The organism is Methylobacterium sp. J-078 (assembly GCF_022829285.1).
Lineage (GTDB): Bacteria > Pseudomonadota > Alphaproteobacteria > Rhizobiales > Beijerinckiaceae > Methylobacterium.
Window position 1 is genome coordinate 86,538 of the sequence record NZ_JAKSYI010000049.1, and the last position, 14,803, is coordinate 101,340.

At 68.8% G+C, this 14,803-nt stretch carries 11 protein-coding genes and 2 tRNA genes; 5 read left to right on the forward strand and 8 right to left on the reverse strand.

What is annotated here, in order from left to right; genetic code table 11:
* The first annotated feature begins 118 nt into the window (after positions 1–118).
* Complete coding sequence (cckA, locus tag MKK58_RS05220; RefSeq protein WP_243911095.1) at positions 119–2,812, forward strand: cell cycle histidine kinase CckA; 2,694 nt, start codon at positions 119–121, stop codon at positions 2,810–2,812.
* Positions 2,813–2,956: 144 nt separating this feature from the next.
* A complete protein-coding gene (gene recA, locus MKK58_RS05225) occupies positions 2,957–4,048 on the forward strand; it encodes a recombinase RecA (RefSeq protein WP_243911096.1) in 1,092 nt (363 codons plus the stop codon).
* Positions 4,049–4,173: 125 nt separating this feature from the next.
* Here the strand turns inward: recA and MKK58_RS05230 are convergent, their stop codons facing one another.
* Complete coding sequence (locus MKK58_RS05230) at positions 4,174–4,509, reverse strand: c-type cytochrome (RefSeq protein WP_243911097.1); 336 nt, start codon at positions 4,507–4,509, stop codon at positions 4,174–4,176.
* Position 4,510: 1 nt separating this feature from the next.
* Complete coding sequence (locus MKK58_RS05235; RefSeq protein ID WP_243911098.1) at positions 4,511–5,800, reverse strand: PQQ-dependent sugar dehydrogenase; 1,290 nt, start codon at positions 5,798–5,800, stop codon at positions 4,511–4,513.
* Between the two features lie 357 nt (positions 5,801–6,157).
* On the opposite strand from MKK58_RS05235, the gene alaS reads away from it, so the two are divergent.
* The gene (gene alaS / locus MKK58_RS05240; RefSeq protein WP_243911099.1) at positions 6,158–8,821 is read left to right on the forward strand and encodes an alanine--tRNA ligase; all 2,664 of its coding nucleotides are present in this window, start codon (positions 6,158–6,160) and stop codon (positions 8,819–8,821) included.
* A 54-nt stretch (positions 8,822–8,875) separates the two neighbouring features.
* On the opposite strand, the gene MKK58_RS05245 is transcribed toward alaS, so the two are convergent.
* The 5 genes from MKK58_RS05245 to MKK58_RS05265 form a co-directional block, all read right to left on the reverse strand.
* Positions 8,876–9,304 carry a DUF2147 domain-containing protein gene (locus tag MKK58_RS05245; RefSeq protein ID WP_243911100.1) on the reverse strand — a complete coding sequence of 143 codons (429 nt, stop codon included), beginning with the start codon at positions 9,302–9,304 and terminating at the stop codon, positions 8,876–8,878.
* Between the two features lie 86 nt (positions 9,305–9,390).
* On the reverse strand, positions 9,391–9,945 hold the full coding sequence (locus MKK58_RS05250) for a hypothetical protein (RefSeq protein ID WP_243911101.1): 555 nt from the start codon (positions 9,943–9,945) through the stop codon (positions 9,391–9,393).
* Between the two features lie 130 nt (positions 9,946–10,075).
* Positions 10,076–10,151 (reverse strand) — tRNA-Ala (locus MKK58_RS05255).
* Positions 10,152–10,419: 268 nt separating this feature from the next.
* Positions 10,420–10,495 (reverse strand) — tRNA-Ala (locus MKK58_RS05260).
* A gap of 167 nt (positions 10,496–10,662) precedes the next feature.
* Positions 10,663–11,055, reverse strand: coding sequence for a TIGR02300 family protein (locus MKK58_RS05265; RefSeq protein ID WP_082503635.1), 393 nt, complete (start codon positions 11,053–11,055; stop codon positions 10,663–10,665).
* A gap of 260 nt (positions 11,056–11,315) precedes the next feature.
* Between MKK58_RS05265 and aroA the strand changes: the two genes are divergently transcribed.
* Positions 11,316–12,665, forward strand: a complete 1,350-nt coding sequence (gene aroA, locus MKK58_RS05270; protein WP_243911102.1) for a 3-phosphoshikimate 1-carboxyvinyltransferase — start codon at positions 11,316–11,318, stop codon at positions 12,663–12,665.
* Between the two features lie 4 nt (positions 12,666–12,669).
* Positions 12,670–13,302, forward strand: a complete 633-nt coding sequence (gene cmk, locus MKK58_RS05275) for a (d)CMP kinase (RefSeq protein ID WP_243911103.1) — start codon at positions 12,670–12,672, stop codon at positions 13,300–13,302.
* An 81-nt stretch (positions 13,303–13,383) separates the two neighbouring features.
* Here cmk and gltA read toward each other — a convergent pair whose 3' ends face one another.
* Positions 13,384–14,673, reverse strand: a complete 1,290-nt coding sequence (gene gltA / locus MKK58_RS05280; RefSeq protein WP_243911104.1) for a citrate synthase — start codon at positions 14,671–14,673, stop codon at positions 13,384–13,386.
* Positions 14,674–14,803: the final 130 nt, after the last annotated feature.

Sequence of the window (14,803 nt, forward strand, 5' to 3'; positions counted from 1 at the left end):
CGCCACGCTTTATGCACCTTCTTTCATGAGATTTCCCGGCACCTTGCGCCGGTTTGCCCTTGTCGCGACGCCGAGCGGGGCGCTAACCGGAATGGCTTCAGGAGTGGATCGGCGGCGGATGGGCGAGTTCAGCGGACCGGGTAAGCCCGCGTCGAACGCGATCGATCGTTCCGAGCGGCCGGGGCGGGTGGGCCTGCTCCTCGTGCTGGCGGGGCTCCTCGTCGGCGCGGCGGTGGGCCTGTCCTTCGTGGCCAACGAGCAGGCGCAGCCGCTCATCCTCGGCCTATTGGCGCTCCTGGCGATGGCGGGCGTGTTCTGCCTCTTCGCCCTCGCCATCGGGGCGATCCAGCTCGGGGGGCAGACCGCGCGCGACGACATCACCAAGGCCATCATCGATGCCGCGCCCGATGGCGCCATCGTGGTGGAGGAGGGCGGACGCCTCATCTACGCCAACGAATCCTACCTGCGCATCGCCGGCGGCGAGACGTTCGCGAGCCTGCCGCCGGTGGAACGCGTCTTCGTCGGCTCCCCCGAGGTCTCCGAGGCGGTCTATCGCCTGGCCCAGGCCGCGCGCGACGGGCTCGGCCATTCGGAAGAGATCCGCATGGCCCCGCCGCCCGGCGGTCCCGAGCGCGCCTTCGCGTGGTTCCGGATCGGGGTCCGGCCGATCGAGCGGCCGCGCCGGCCCGCCACCCTGTGGACGGTAAGCGACATCACGCACGAGCGCGAGCGCCAGGAGAACGTCTTTCAGGAACTCCAGCACGCCATCGATTACCTCGACCACGCGCCCGCGGGCTTCCTGTCGATCGATCCGGCCGGGTCGATCGTCTACATGAACGCGACGCTGGCCGCCTGGCTCGGCTACGACCTCGCCACGGTCGGCTCGGGCGGCCTGCGCCTGCCCGAGATCGCGCCGGGCGCCGACATGCTCACCGCTTCCGAGGGCCTGCCCGGCGAGGTCCGCACCGACCGCTTCGACCTCGACCTGCGCCGCCGCAACGGGCATCCGCTGCCGACGCGCCTCTATCACCGCGTCGCCTTCGGTCAGGACGGCCGGCCAGGCCCCTCACGCACCTTCGTGCTCAACCGCTCGGCCGGGGCCGAGACCGACGAGCCGCAGCGCGTGGCCGAGGTGCGCCTCGCGCGCTTCCTCAACAACAGCCCCATCGCGATCGCGACCCTGGACCAGGCCGGACACATCGCCCGGGCCAACACCTCCTTCGCCCGGTTGTTCGGCGGCCTGCCGCGCCAGGCCCTGCCGGACGGACGCAACGAGCTGCACAGCGAGCCTACCATGTGGGACGCGGTGGCCGAGCGCGACCGGGCCGGCCTGGAAGCCGCCCTCGCCAAGGCGGCGGCCGGTCTCGTCGAGGTCGCGCCGATCGAGATCGCCCTCTCGGGTCCGGGCACGCGCTCGGCTCGGGTCTGGCTCAGCCCGGCCGGCGGCGAGCCGGCCGGCATCCCGCGGGACGACGAGGAGGGCGGCAAGAAGGATCGCGAGCGCGTCATCCTCTACGCCCTCGACACCACGGCGCAGCGCCAGCTCGAACAGCAGGTGGCCCAGGCTCAGAAGATGGACACGGTGGGCCAGCTAGCCGGCGGAATCGCGCACGACTTCAACAACGTCCTCCAGGCCATCATCGGGTACTCGGACCTGCTGCTCGCCAGCCACCGGCCGACCGATCCGGCGTTCCAGGACATCATGCAGATCAAGCAGAACGCGAACCGGGCCGCGAGCCTGGTGCGCCAGCTGCTCGCGTTCTCCCGCCGCCAGACCCTTCGCCCCGAGGTGATGAATGTCGGCGAGGCTCTCTCCGACCTGACGCTGCTCCTGAAGCGCCTCCTTGGCGAGCGCGTCGACCTCGACCTCAAGCACGGGCGCGACATCTGGCCGATCAAGGCCGACGTGAACCAGTTCGAGCAGGTCATCGTGAACCTGGCGGTCAACGCCCGCGACGCGATGCCGGAGGGCGGGCGCCTACTCATCCGCACCGCCAACGTGACCCACGACGCCGTGCCGGTGGAGAACCGCCTCGGCATGCCGGCCGGCGACCACGTGCTGATCGAGGTGCTCGACACGGGCCAAGGCATTCCGCCCGACGTGATGGAGAAGATCTTCGAGCCGTTCTTCACCACCAAGGAGATCGGCAAGGGCACCGGCCTCGGGCTCTCGACGGTGTTCGGCATCGTCAAGCAGAGCGGCGGCACCATCGACGTACGCTCGACGGTGGGCGAGGGCACCGCCTTCCGGATCTACTTCCCGCGCCACGAACCCAGCGCCGAGCCGGCCCCGGAGCCCGAGATCGCGCTGCCGCCGCCCGCCCAGACCGGCACCGCGCAGGGCAGCGCCGCCATCGCGGCGAGCCGCCTGAAGGGCACGCCGGAACGGAGCCGGCCCGAGACGGACAAGCCCGCGCCCCGCAAGGTCGCGGCCGACCATACCGGGCAGGGCGTCATCCTGCTCGTGGAGGACGAGGATCCGGTGCGCGCGGTCAACAGCCGGGCCCTCTCGGCCCGCGGCTACACGGTGCTGGAAGCGGCCTCGGGGCTCGACGCCCTGCGCATCATCGCCGAGACCAAGGAGACCATCGACCTCGTCGTGTCCGACGTGGTGATGCCCGAGATGGACGGGCCGACACTGCTGCGCGAACTGCGCAAGCAATCCCCCGATCTCAAGGTCATCTTCGTCTCGGGCTATGCCGAGGACGCCTTCCGCAAGAACCTGCCGGACGGCGAGGACTTCAACTTCCTGCCCAAACCATTCAGCCTGAAGCAGCTTGTCGAGACCGTGAAGGAAACGATCGCGCGCTGACGATCGGCGGCGCCCGAAGATTCCTCCGACTGACCCCGGAATCTTCGTGCGCCGCCCTTGTTCCGTGAGAACAAAACAGGTACATAATCGGCATCCGAGGCGCATTGAGCCTTGCTTCGCCCCCATGCATAAGGATGCCGACGAATGGCCCAGCCCGCGCTGAAAGTTGTGGAATCCCCGATGGTGGACAAGGACAAGGCCAAGGCGATCGACGCCGCGCTGTCGCAGATCGAGCGGGCCTTCGGCAAAGGCTCGATCATGCGCCTGGGCAAGAACGCCCAAGTCGCGGAAGTCGAGGTGATCTCCACCGGCTCGATCGGCCTCGACATCGCGCTCGGCGTCGGCGGCCTGCCGCGCGGCCGCGTCATCGAGATCTACGGACCCGAATCGTCCGGTAAGACCACGCTCGCTCTGCACACCATCGCGGAGGCCCAGAAGAAGGGCGGCGTCTGCGCCTTCGTGGATGCCGAGCATGCCCTCGACCCGATCTATGCGCGCAAGCTCGGCGTGCAGCTCGACGACCTCTTGATCTCGCAGCCCGACACCGGCGAGCAGGCCCTGGAGATCACCGACACCCTGGTGCGCTCGGGCGCCATCGACGTGCTGGTGGTCGATTCGGTGGCCGCGCTGACGCCGCGGGCCGAGATCGAGGGCGAGATGGGCGATAGCCAGCCCGGTCTTCAGGCGCGCCTGATGAGCCAGGCCTTGCGCAAGCTCACGGGCTCGATCTCGCGCTCCAAGTGCATGGTCATCTTCATCAACCAGATCCGCATGAAGATCGGCGTGATGTACGGCAGCCCCGAGACGACCACGGGCGGCAACGCCCTGAAGTTCTACGCCTCGGTGCGCCTCGACATCCGCCGCGTCTCGACCTTGAAGGATCGCGACGAGGCCATCGGCAACCAGGTCCGCGTCAAGGTCGTGAAGAACAAGGTCGCGCCGCCCTTCAAGCAGGTCGAGTTCGACATCATGTTCGGCGAGGGCGTCTCGAAGGTCGGCGAGCTCATCGACCTCGGGGTCAAGGCCGGCATCGTCGAGAAATCCGGCGCCTGGTTCTCCTACGCCAGCCAGCGCCTCGGCCAGGGCCGCGAGAACTCGAAGGGCTTCCTGCGCGACAATCCCGAGATCGCCGGCAAGATCGAGGCGTCGATCCGCCAGAATTCCGGCCTCGTCGCCGACAAGATCCTCGAGAACGCCAAGCCGACCGAGGACGACCTCGACGAGGGCGAGGCCTGAGATCATCCCCTCCGCCTATGAGGCGGGAGGGGCCATCGCAAGAAAGGCCGCCGGGGCGTACCCGGCGGCCTTTCTCGTTTCGGTCATCCCGCGTTCCATGACGCCATGCGGGATGCGGCAGGGACCTAGCCCGGCGGGAGCACGTCGACCTGGATCGCCGCATAATAGGCCGCCAGATCGGCGATCTCGGCGTCGCTGAGAGGCTTGGCCACCACGTTCATGATCTCGTTGCGGCGGACACTGTCCCGATACTCCGTCAGCGCCTTGACCAGGTAGGGCTCGACTTGTCCGGAGAGGTTCGGCGCCTCCGGAAGCTTCGAGACTCCATCCAGGCCATGGCAGGTCTGGCAGGCAATGGCGGCCTTGCGGCCGGCCTTCGCGTCCCCGGCCCCGGCTTCGGTCGACACGACGGCGACGGCGAGTCCGCAGAGCAGGCCCGCGATGAGACGAGCGGGCGCCACGCTACTTGCCCTCGTACGAGATCCGGTAGATCGCGCCGGCCGTGTCGTCGGAGACCAGGAGCGATCCGTCGAGAAGCACGGCGACGTCGGTCGGGCGGCCGAGATATTCGCCGTCGGTCGTGAGCCAGCCCTCCGCGAAGGGCTTAGGCGTGCCGGCCTTGCCGTCCTTGTCGATGGCCACGAACATGATCCGCGCCCCGATCGGCTGGGTCCGGTTCCAGGAGCCGTGCTCGGCCGTGAAGATGCCGCCCTTGTAGGAATCGGGGAACATGCGTCCGTTGTAGAAGGTCATGCCGAGATCGGCCGCGTGCGGCGGCAACGCGGCCTGGGGGAACACCACGTCCTTCGGCGGCGTCTCGTCCTTGTACTCGACGGTGCGGACCTGCCCGCCGCCGAACCACGGGAAGCCGAAATTCTCGCCCGCCTTGGCGATGCGATTGAGCTCACCGGGGGGCGTGTCGTCGCCCATGCCGTCGACCTGATTGTCGGTGAACCAGAGGGCCTTGTCGGCGGGGTTGAAGTCCATGCCCACCGAGTTGCGGATGCCGGTGGCGTAGACCTCGCGGTTCTTGCCGTCGGCATCCATGCGGATGATGCCGCCGATGCCGGTCTGCGCGTAGAGCTCGCGCTTGGCGGCCGGAGGCACGTTGTAGGGCTGACCCAGCGAGATGTAAGTCTTGCCGTCCGGGCCGACCCGGCACATCCGGGCCGTGTGGTTGTAGCTCTCTTCGGCTGCCGGGATCAGGTTGCCCTGCTTGACCAGCACGCCGGCGGCGACGTCGGGGCTCTCGTAGAAGAACTCGGCGGCCGGGAAGGACAGAACCCGGTTCTGCTCGACGATGGTCAGGACGCCGTCCTTCGAGAAGCAGACGCCGTTGGGAATCTTGAAGTCGATGCCGGGTGCGAAGGCGCGGACCTCGTCGGCGACCCGATCCTTGTCGCGGTCGGTGACCGTGTAGACCTTGCTCTTGCGGGTGCCGACGAACAGCACGCCGGCGTTCGGTCCCACCGCGATCGAGCGGGCATCCGGCACCACGGCGTAGAGGTCGATCTTGAAGCCGTCCGGGAGCTTGATCTTCGAGAGCGTCTTGCGCAGGGCGTCGGCGCGCCGGCCTGTCTGGGGAATCTCCGGCGCCTCGGCGGTGCCCGTGCTCTGCATGCCGGTGAGCTTCTCGAGGGCGTCGGCCTTGGCCTTGGTCTCGGCGGGTGCCGCGCCTTGGGCGAGGGCGGTGGTCGACGACGCAACGGCGGCACAGCCGGTCAGCAGCGCCGCAATGAGGACCGATCGCATGGGTGTCTCCCGGGGGTCCGCCCGCGTGGTCGGGGCGGTTTGATCCGGTGAATATGAGCCTCCCGGTCGGGGCGGCAAGTCCGACATCCGCCGGGCCGAAGCGCGATCGACGGGGTCGGCGAGACGGACAGCGGGGGACGGGTGCTTCCTCCGCCGTGCGCAAAAGCGAAACCGGCCGTGACTTGCGTCCGAACGCTCCTTATGAGGGCACCTGCGCGATGGAACCCGTTGATCCCAGGACTGTCTCGGTTGTCCGGACGGTCCCGGAGCGAAGGCTTCCCCGCGCGGCGCGCGGCGCATCGGACGGGTCCGGTGCGTCCGTGCTCCGGCGGCACCCTACGACAGAGTTGTGATGCGATGAGCGGCGTCAACGAGATCCGGTCGACCTTCCTCGACTACTTCGCCAAGGCCGGCCACGAAGTGGTGCCGTCCTCCTCGCTCGTGCCGCGCAACGACCCGACGCTGATGTTCACCAACGCCGGCATGGTGCAGTTCAAGAACGTCTTCACCGGCGTCGAGAAGCGCCCTTACGACCGCGCGACCACTGCGCAGAAATGCGTCCGGGCCGGCGGCAAGCACAACGACCTCGACAATGTCGGCTACACTGCCCGGCACCACACCTTCTTCGAGATGCTCGGCAACTTCTCCTTCGGCGACTATTTCAAGCCGCGGGCGATCGAGCTGGCCTGGAACCTGATCACCAAGGAGTTTGGCCTCTCGAAGGACCGGCTGCTGGTGACGGTCTATGCCGACGACGACGAGGCCGCCGACCTCTGGCGCAGAATCGCGGGCTTCTCGGACGACCGCATCATCCGCATCGGCACCTCCGACAATTTCTGGCAGATGGGCGATACCGGCCCCTGCGGCCCCTGCTCGGAGATCTTCATCGACCAGGGCCCCTCCCTCCAGGGCGGCCCGCCCGGCTCGCCGGACGAGGATGGCGACCGCTTCCTCGAATTCTGGAACCTCGTCTTCATGCAGTACGAGCAGATCGAGCCGGGCAACCGTCTCGCCCTGCCGTGCCCCTCCATCGACACCGGCATGGGCCTGGAGCGCATGGCGGCGATCCTCCAGGGGGTGAAGAGCAACTACGAGACCGACCTGTTCCGTGCCCTGATCGACGCCGTCGCCCACGCGGTCGGCCGGCCGCCGGAGCCGGGCACCCAAGCCTCCTACCGGGTCATCGCCGACCATCTGCGCGCCGCATCCTTCCTCGTGGCCGACGGCGTGCTGCCGGGCAACGAAGGCCGCGGGTACGTTCTGCGCCGCATCATGCGCCGCGCCATGCGCCACGCCGAGCTCCTCGGCTCGCGCGAACCCATGATGTACCGCCTCGTCCCGACGCTTTTACGCGAGATGGGCCAGGCCTATCCGGAACTGACCCGGGCCGAGGGGCTCATCGCCGAGACCCTGCGCCTGGAGGAGACCCGGTTCCGCCGCACCCTGGAACGCGGCCTCGCGATCCTCGACGCGGAGACCCGCGACCTTTCTTCCGGCCAAAACCTCTCTGGCGAGACGGCCTTCACCCTCTACGACACCTACGGTTTCCCCCTCGATCTGACGCAGGACGCCCTCAAGGCGCGCGGTATCGGCGTCGACACGGACGCGTTCGGGCAGGCGATGGAGCGCCAGCGCAAGGCGGCGCGCGCCGCCTGGACCGGCTCCGGCGAGGCCGCCACCGAGACGGTCTGGTACAGCCTGAAGGAGCGCGTCGGCGCCACCGAGTTCCTCGGCTACGAGACCGAGGGCGCCGAGGGCATCGTCACCGCGCTGCTGCGGGATGGGGCCGAGACCGAGAGCCTGAAGGCGGGCGAGACCGGCCTCGTCCTCGTCAACCAGACCCCGTTCTACGCCGAGTCCGGCGGCCAGGTCGGCGATACCGGTACGTTGTCTGCCTCTGGCCTGAAGGCGCGCGTCACCGCCACCGAGAAGAAGCTCGGCGATCTCTTCGCCCACCACGTCACGGTGGAGGAGGGTACGCTGTCGCTCAACCAGGCGGTGGAACTCGCCGTCGACCATGAGCGGCGATCCGCGATCCGCGCCAACCATTCGGCGACCCACCTGCTGCACGAGGCTCTGCGCCAGGTGCTCGGCGACCACGTCGCTCAAAAGGGATCGCTGGTCTCGCCCGACCGGCTGCGGTTCGATTTCAGCCACCCGAAGCCCATGGACGAGGCGGAGATCCGCGCCGTCGAGGACATCGCCAACGCGGTGCTCCTGCAGAACACCCCCGTGGTCACCAAACTGATGGCCCAGGACGAGGCCGTGGCCTCCGGCGCCCGCGCGCTGTTCGGCGAGAAGTACGGCGACGAGGTTCGCGTGGTCTCCATGGGGGCGCCGGTGGCCGGTGAAACGGGACGCACCAAGGCCTTCTCCGTGGAGCTCTGCGGCGGCACCCATGCCGGCCGCACCGGCGAGATCGGGCAGGTCTCGGTGGTCGCCGAGAGCGCGGTCGGCGCGGGCGTGCGCCGCATCGAGGCCCTGACGGCGGATGCCGCGCGCCGCCACCGCGCCGAGGAGAGCCGCACGCTCTCGCAGATCGCCGGGCTGCTGAAGGCGTCTCCGGCTGACGTGCCGGACCGCCTCGCGGCCCTGATCGAGGATCGCCGCCGCCTGGAGCGCGACCTCACCGACGCCCGCAAGAAGATCGCCATGGGCGGCGCCGGCTCCGGCGCCGACGACGGCATCGCCGAGATCGGCGGCGTGAAGGTGATGGCGCGGGTGGTGGAGGGCGTCGAGATGCGCGACCTCAAGAGCCTCGCCGACGAGGGCAAGACGCGCCTCGGCTCCGGTATCGTCGCCATCGTGGGCGTGGCACCCGACGGCAAGGCCGGCCTCGTGGTCGGCGTTACCCCCGACCTCACCGAGCGCTACGACGCCGTGGCCCTGGTGCGGGCTGGCGCCGGGCATCTCGGCGGCAAAGGGGGCGGCGGCCGCCGCGACATGGCCCAGGCCGGCGGTCCCGAGGGCGCAGGTGCCAAGGCCGCCATCGAGGCGATCCAGGCGGCCCTGTCGGCCTGATCGCACCCCGAAGGCTTCCGCGATCGCGGAAGCCGCTATGTCGGTCCGACAGGCTCAGTTCACGCGCTTCCAGGTCTGGCGCTTGCAGAAGACGCTCATCACGCAGCCCGAGACCTCGACGACGTTCGGGCTCTTGATGGTCACGCTGCCCGAATAGGTCTTGCCGTCGTTGGGGTTGTAGAGCGTCCCCTCGAAGGCATCGCCACTGGGGGTGCGCGCATCCATGATCTGGACGCCGACCAGATTGCGCGAGCGCAGGGACGCGTCGGGATTCTTTGCGTCGAGACCGGGGCCGGCCGTGCTCGCCAGGGTGCCGCAATAGCCGGCGCCGCAGCGGGTGATGCGCACCTTCGAGCCGGCGGTCTCCGTCTGCCAAAGGCCGGTGGCGTCGTCGCCCTTCTGCGCCAGCGCCGTACCGTTCAGGGCGAGACCGATCAGTCCCGCGTACCCGAAGCGCCGCGTTGTCCGCCCGTTGAACGCCATCACCACGATCCTCGCCCTGTCTGGTCCCTGGGGCGAGGGGCATAGCCCGTGAACCCGCAGGGTGCCAGCCCCCAGGCGACCCGGCCTCAGCCGCGCGCGAGGACGGCCGCCGTGTAGGTCTCGGACACTTCGCAGAGGGGCAGCCCGTCGGCGCGCAGGAGCAGCGCCGCGACCGTGAAGAGCGGATCGTTCGGTGCGCGGTGCGCTGGCGCCTCGGCACCGGCGAGCATGCGCAGGTCGAGGTTGCGGCGCGCGGGGCCGAGGGGATGCACCACGCGGCCGAAGGGCGTGTCGCTCGTCTCCAGGAGATGATTCATCGCGGGCGTGAGCCGTCCGGGAACGTACCAGTTCTCGGCTTCGGAGAGCACGTGCCGGCCGCAGATCAGGCGGACACGGCGGTAGCGCACCACCGCCCCGCGCGGCAACTCCAGGCGCTCGCGCTGCACCGGGGACAGGGGCGTGTCGGGCCCGGGCAATACCTCAGCGACGAGGTCTGTCCTCGTCGACAAGCCACGCTCCCGGCACCACGCCTCCAAAACGGCCGTGGCGCTGGGGCCGGCCAGCAGACGAGCGCAGAGATCGTGGAGGCTCTGGGCGGCCGCGTCGGCCGGGATCGCATCGCTGGGGAGGGACGTCGCCATGAACACCGAACCACGTCCCATCCAACACCATCACGAAGCGTCGCGGCTGCGCAAGCCAGCGGCATTGCGCACCGCAATACGAAGCGTCGGCGGAAAGATCTACGGCGATGTGGAGGGCAGCGAGAAGATTTGGTGGAGCCTAACGGGATCGAACCGATGACCTCTTCCATGCCATGGAAGCGCTCTCCCAGCTGAGCTAAGGCCCCACTTGTCACATCGCGGCGTCTGGAGCGCTCGCGATGGTCGTCCGCATCGGCGTGGGCATCGGCCCGGCCGGCGGTGGCGCTGATATACTGGGGCTTGCCCGCCGCCTCAACCCCTATTTTCGGTCTTCGTCGCGCCCAGTGCTGATTTGACGGGTGAGACGCGATGGCCCGCCGAGCCATGCCCCGAAACGCAAAAAACCACGCGACGAACCTGCGTCGGGTGGCTTCGATCTTTAGAGGATCAGTGAGATGTCAAGGAGGGCGAGTTTGGTGGAGCCTAACGGGATCGAACCGATGACCTCTTCCATGCCATGGAAGCGCTCTCCCAGCTGAGCTAAGGCCCCACTCTCGACGCACCGGAGACTGGAGGTCCGGGGCGGTCTTCGTCGGCGGCGGGCGCTGCCCGCCGTCGATGGCGGTGATGTACTGGGGCTTGCCCGCCGCCTCAACCCCCTTTGTGCCCCGCCGGCAAACTTTTTTGGCCTGCGGTGCTGAAGGAGGGCCCGAGCGCTCAGCTCTCCTCGTCGTTCTCGATGTCGCTGTCGATCAGGTCGGCCACGTCGTCGTCGCCGGTGTCCTCCTCCTCGAGGAAGGTGTCGTCGGCGTCGTCGTTGCTGTCGCCGTCCACGTCCTCGGTGGTGGTGTCCGCGTCGTCCTCGGCCGCTTCGACCTCGTCGAGGGAAACGATCTCCGGACCGCCCTTCTCGGCATCCGTGTCCTCGTCGTCATCGGCGGGAACGGCGGCCGCGCGCGCGGCGAGCGCCGGAGCGGCGCGGCCGGAGGCTGCGGCGACCTGATAGATCGTCCCGCATTTGGGGCAGGTCGGCGGATCATTGTCGAGGTCGTAGAACTTGGCGCCGCAGCTCATGCATTGACGCTTCAAGCCGAGTTCCGGTCTGGCCACGGGCGAACCTCTATACGTGCAATCTTTTGGGAGAGGCGCCCCGTTAGTCGCGTGGAACGCTCCTGTCAAATTCGCGGTGTCCCACGGCGCGGCGGTGTCATTCTTCGATCCTTCGAAGCGCCGGGCGGCCGACGTGTGGGGGCTTCGGATGACGGCGGCACGCGCTCGTGTTAACCGCCCTGATCGCACCGGCGCCGGATAAGACGCGCCCGCGCCCTGAATGCCAGCGCCCCGCGCGCCCAGCCGAAAAGTCGTTGCCCGTGTCCCATGATTCCGCCCCGCAACCCTTGACCGCCCATGCGGGCCTCGCCCTGCAAGGCAGACTGCGGCCGCCCGGCGACAAGTCGATCTCGCATCGCGCGATGATCCTCGGCCTGCTCAGCATCGGCGAGACGAACGTGACGGGCCTGCTCGAGGGCGACGACGTGCTGCGGACCGCCGCTGCCGCCAAGGCGCTGGGCGCCGACGTCGAGCGAGTGGGAGACGGGCTCTGGCGCGTCCGGGGCGTCGGCATCGGCGGCCTGACCGACCCCGAGGACGTGCTCGATTTCGGCAATGCCGGCACCGGCTCGCGCCTGATGATGGGCGTGGTCGGCGGCCAGCCGGTCACCGCGACCTTCGACGGCGACGCCTCGCTCCGGAAGCGCCCGATGCGCCGCATCCTCGATCCCCTGGTGCGGATGGGGACCGAGGTGGTGAGCGAGGAGGCGGGCGGCCGCGTGCCCCTGACCCTGCGCGGCCCCCGCGAGGCGATTCCGATCACCTACGAGACGCCCGTCGCCTCGGCGCAGATCAAGTCGGCGGTGCTGCTCGCCGCCCTCAATGCCCCCGGGACCACGACGGTGATCGAGGCCGCCGCGACCCGCGACCACACCGAGCGGATGATGCGCCTGTTCGGCGCCGAGGTGACCGTGGTTCCGCACGGCCCCGAAGGATACGGCCGGGCAATCAGCCTGACCGGTCAACCGACCCTGCGCGGCACCAAGGTCGTCGTGCCGGCCGACCCGTCCTCGGCCGCCTTCCCCCTGGTGGCCGCCCTGATCGTTCCGGACTCTGAGGTGACCCTGGAGGGCGTGATGATGAACCCGCTGCGCATCGGGCTGATCACCACCCTCATCGAGATGGGCGCCGACATCGAGCGCCTGCGCGAGCGGGAGGAGGGCGGCGAGACCGTGGCGGACCTGCGCGTGCGCGCAAGCCGGCTCAAGGGGGTCGACGTGCCGCCTGAGCGGGCGCCGTCGATGATCGACGAGTATCCCGTGCTCGCCGTCGCCGCCGCCTTCGCGGAGGGCACCACGCGGATGCGCGGCCTGCACGAGTTGCGGGTGAAGGAATCCGATCGCCTCGCGGCCGTCGCCGACGGGCTCAGCGCCAACGGCGTCGCCCACCTCGTCGATGGTGACGACCTCGTCGTGCACGGCACCGGCGAGCCTGCGCGCGGTGGCGGTACGGTGGCGACCCATCTCGACCACCGCATCGCCATGGCATTCCTGGTGATGGGCCTGGCCACGCAGCAGCCCGTCACGGTGGATGACGGTGCGATGATCGCCACCAGCTTCCCGAGCTTCCTGCCGACCATGCAGGGCCTCGGCGGCCGGATCGAGGGCTGACGCGATGCCGATGGTGATCGCGATCGACGGGCCGGCGGCCTCCGGCAAGGGCACCCTGGCCAAGCGTCTCGCGGCGCATTACGGCCTGCCCCACCTCGATACCGGGCTCCTGTACCGGGCCGTCGCCCTGACGGTGATCGATGCGGGCCACAATCTCGACGACCATCAGGCCGCGGCGCGCGCGGCCGCCAGCCTGATCGCCGATCGGCTCGCCGATCCGCGCCTGCGCGAGCGCGCGATGGGCGAGGCGGCCTCGCGCATTTCGGCGGTGCCCGCCGTGCGGGCCGCGCTCCTCGCGTGGCAGCAGCGTTTCGCGGGCGGGGCCAGCGGTGCGGTCCTCGACGGGCGCGACATCGGCACGGTGGTCTGCCCCAGCGCACAGGTGAAGCTGTTCATCACGGCCGCCCCCGAGGAGCGCGCCCGGCGCCGGTACCTCGAATTGCTGCGGCGCGGCGAATCAGCGACGCTCGGTGCCATCCTGGCCGACATCGTCGCCCGGGACGCCCGCGACGCCCAGCGCTCCACCGCGCCCCTCAAGGCGGCCGCCGACGCGGTGATTCTCGATACCACGGAACTCGATGCGGAAGAGGCCTTCGCGGCCGCCCGCGCCGTGGTCGACCGCGCCCGGCCGCACTGAGCCGCCAGCCATTAGTCATCGCATCGGACTCGAATCGAGACGCCCCGCCGGATCTCTTCCAGCGAGGCGTTTCCGAGAACGTCAGCCGCGCTGATCGATCGGGGTGTACTCGCGCTTCTCAGGGCCGATGTAGAGCTGGCGCGGACGACCGATCTTCTGCGACGGGTCCTCGATCATCTCGGCCCACTGGGCGATCCAGCCCGTGGTGCGGGCAAGCGCGAACAGCACCGTGAACATCGAAGTCGGGAAGCCCATCGCCTTGAGGGTGATGCCCGAGTAGAAATCGATGTTCGGATAGAGCTTCTTCTCGATGAAGTAGTCGTCCTTCAGGGCGATCTGCTCAAGCTGCACGGCGACTTCGAGGAGCGGATCGTCCTTGATGCCGAGCTGGCCGAGCACCTCGTGGGTGGTCTTCTGCATGATCCGTGCGCGCGGATCGTAGTTCTTGTAGACGCGGTGGCCGAAGCCCATCAGGCGGAACGGATCGTTCTTGTCCTTGGCCTTGGCGACGTATTTCGCGACGTTCTCGGGGTGGCCGATCTCCTCGAGCATCTTCAGGGCCGCCTCGTTGGCGCCGCCATGGGCGGGTCCCCACAGGCAGGCGATGCCGGCGGCGATGCAGGCGAAGGGATTGGCGCCCGAGGAGCCCGCCAGACGCACCGTGGAGGTGGAGGCGTTCTGCTCGTGATCGGCATGGAGGATGAAGATCCGGTCCAGCGCGCGCGCGAAGATCGGGTTGACCTTGAATTCCTCGCAGGGGACCGCGAAACACATCCGCAGGAAGTTCGAAGTGTAATCGAGATCGTTCTTCGGATACACGAACGGCTGGCCGATCGAGTACTTGTAGGCCATCGCCGCCAGCGTCGGCATCTTGGCGATCATGCGCATGGAGGCGACCATGCGCTGCTGGTCGTCCGAGATGTCGGTGGAATCGTGGTAGAAGGCCGAGAGCGCGCCGACGCAGGCGACCATGATCGCCATGGGGTGCGCGTCGCGGCGGAAGCCCTGGAAGAAGCGGTTCATCTGGTCATGCACCATGGTGTGGCGCGTGATCCGGTAGTCGAAATCGGCCTTCTGGGCCGGGGTCGGCAGTTCGCCGAACAACATCAGATAGCAGGTCTCGAGAAAGTCGCCGTTCTCGGCGATCTGCTCGATGGGGTAGCCGCGATAGAGGAGAATGCCCGCATCGCCGTCGATGTAGGTGATCTTCGACTCGCAGGAGGCGGTCGACGTGAAGCCGGGATCGAAGGTGAACTTGCCCGTTTTGGCGTAGAGCTTGCCGATGTCGATGACGTCCGGACCGATCGTGCCGGTCTTGATCGGGAGCTCGACGTGGTTGTCGCCCACGGTGATCGTGCTGGAGGCGCTCATGGAGACCTGGACCCTTTCGTGGCAGCGGGGCGGCGCCGGCCCGCGTGGCGATGAAATCTGCCACCCGGCTCCGGGGCGCAAGTGCGGCTTATGCTGCACTTGCTCACACGAGCATGGGGGTAGCGGATCG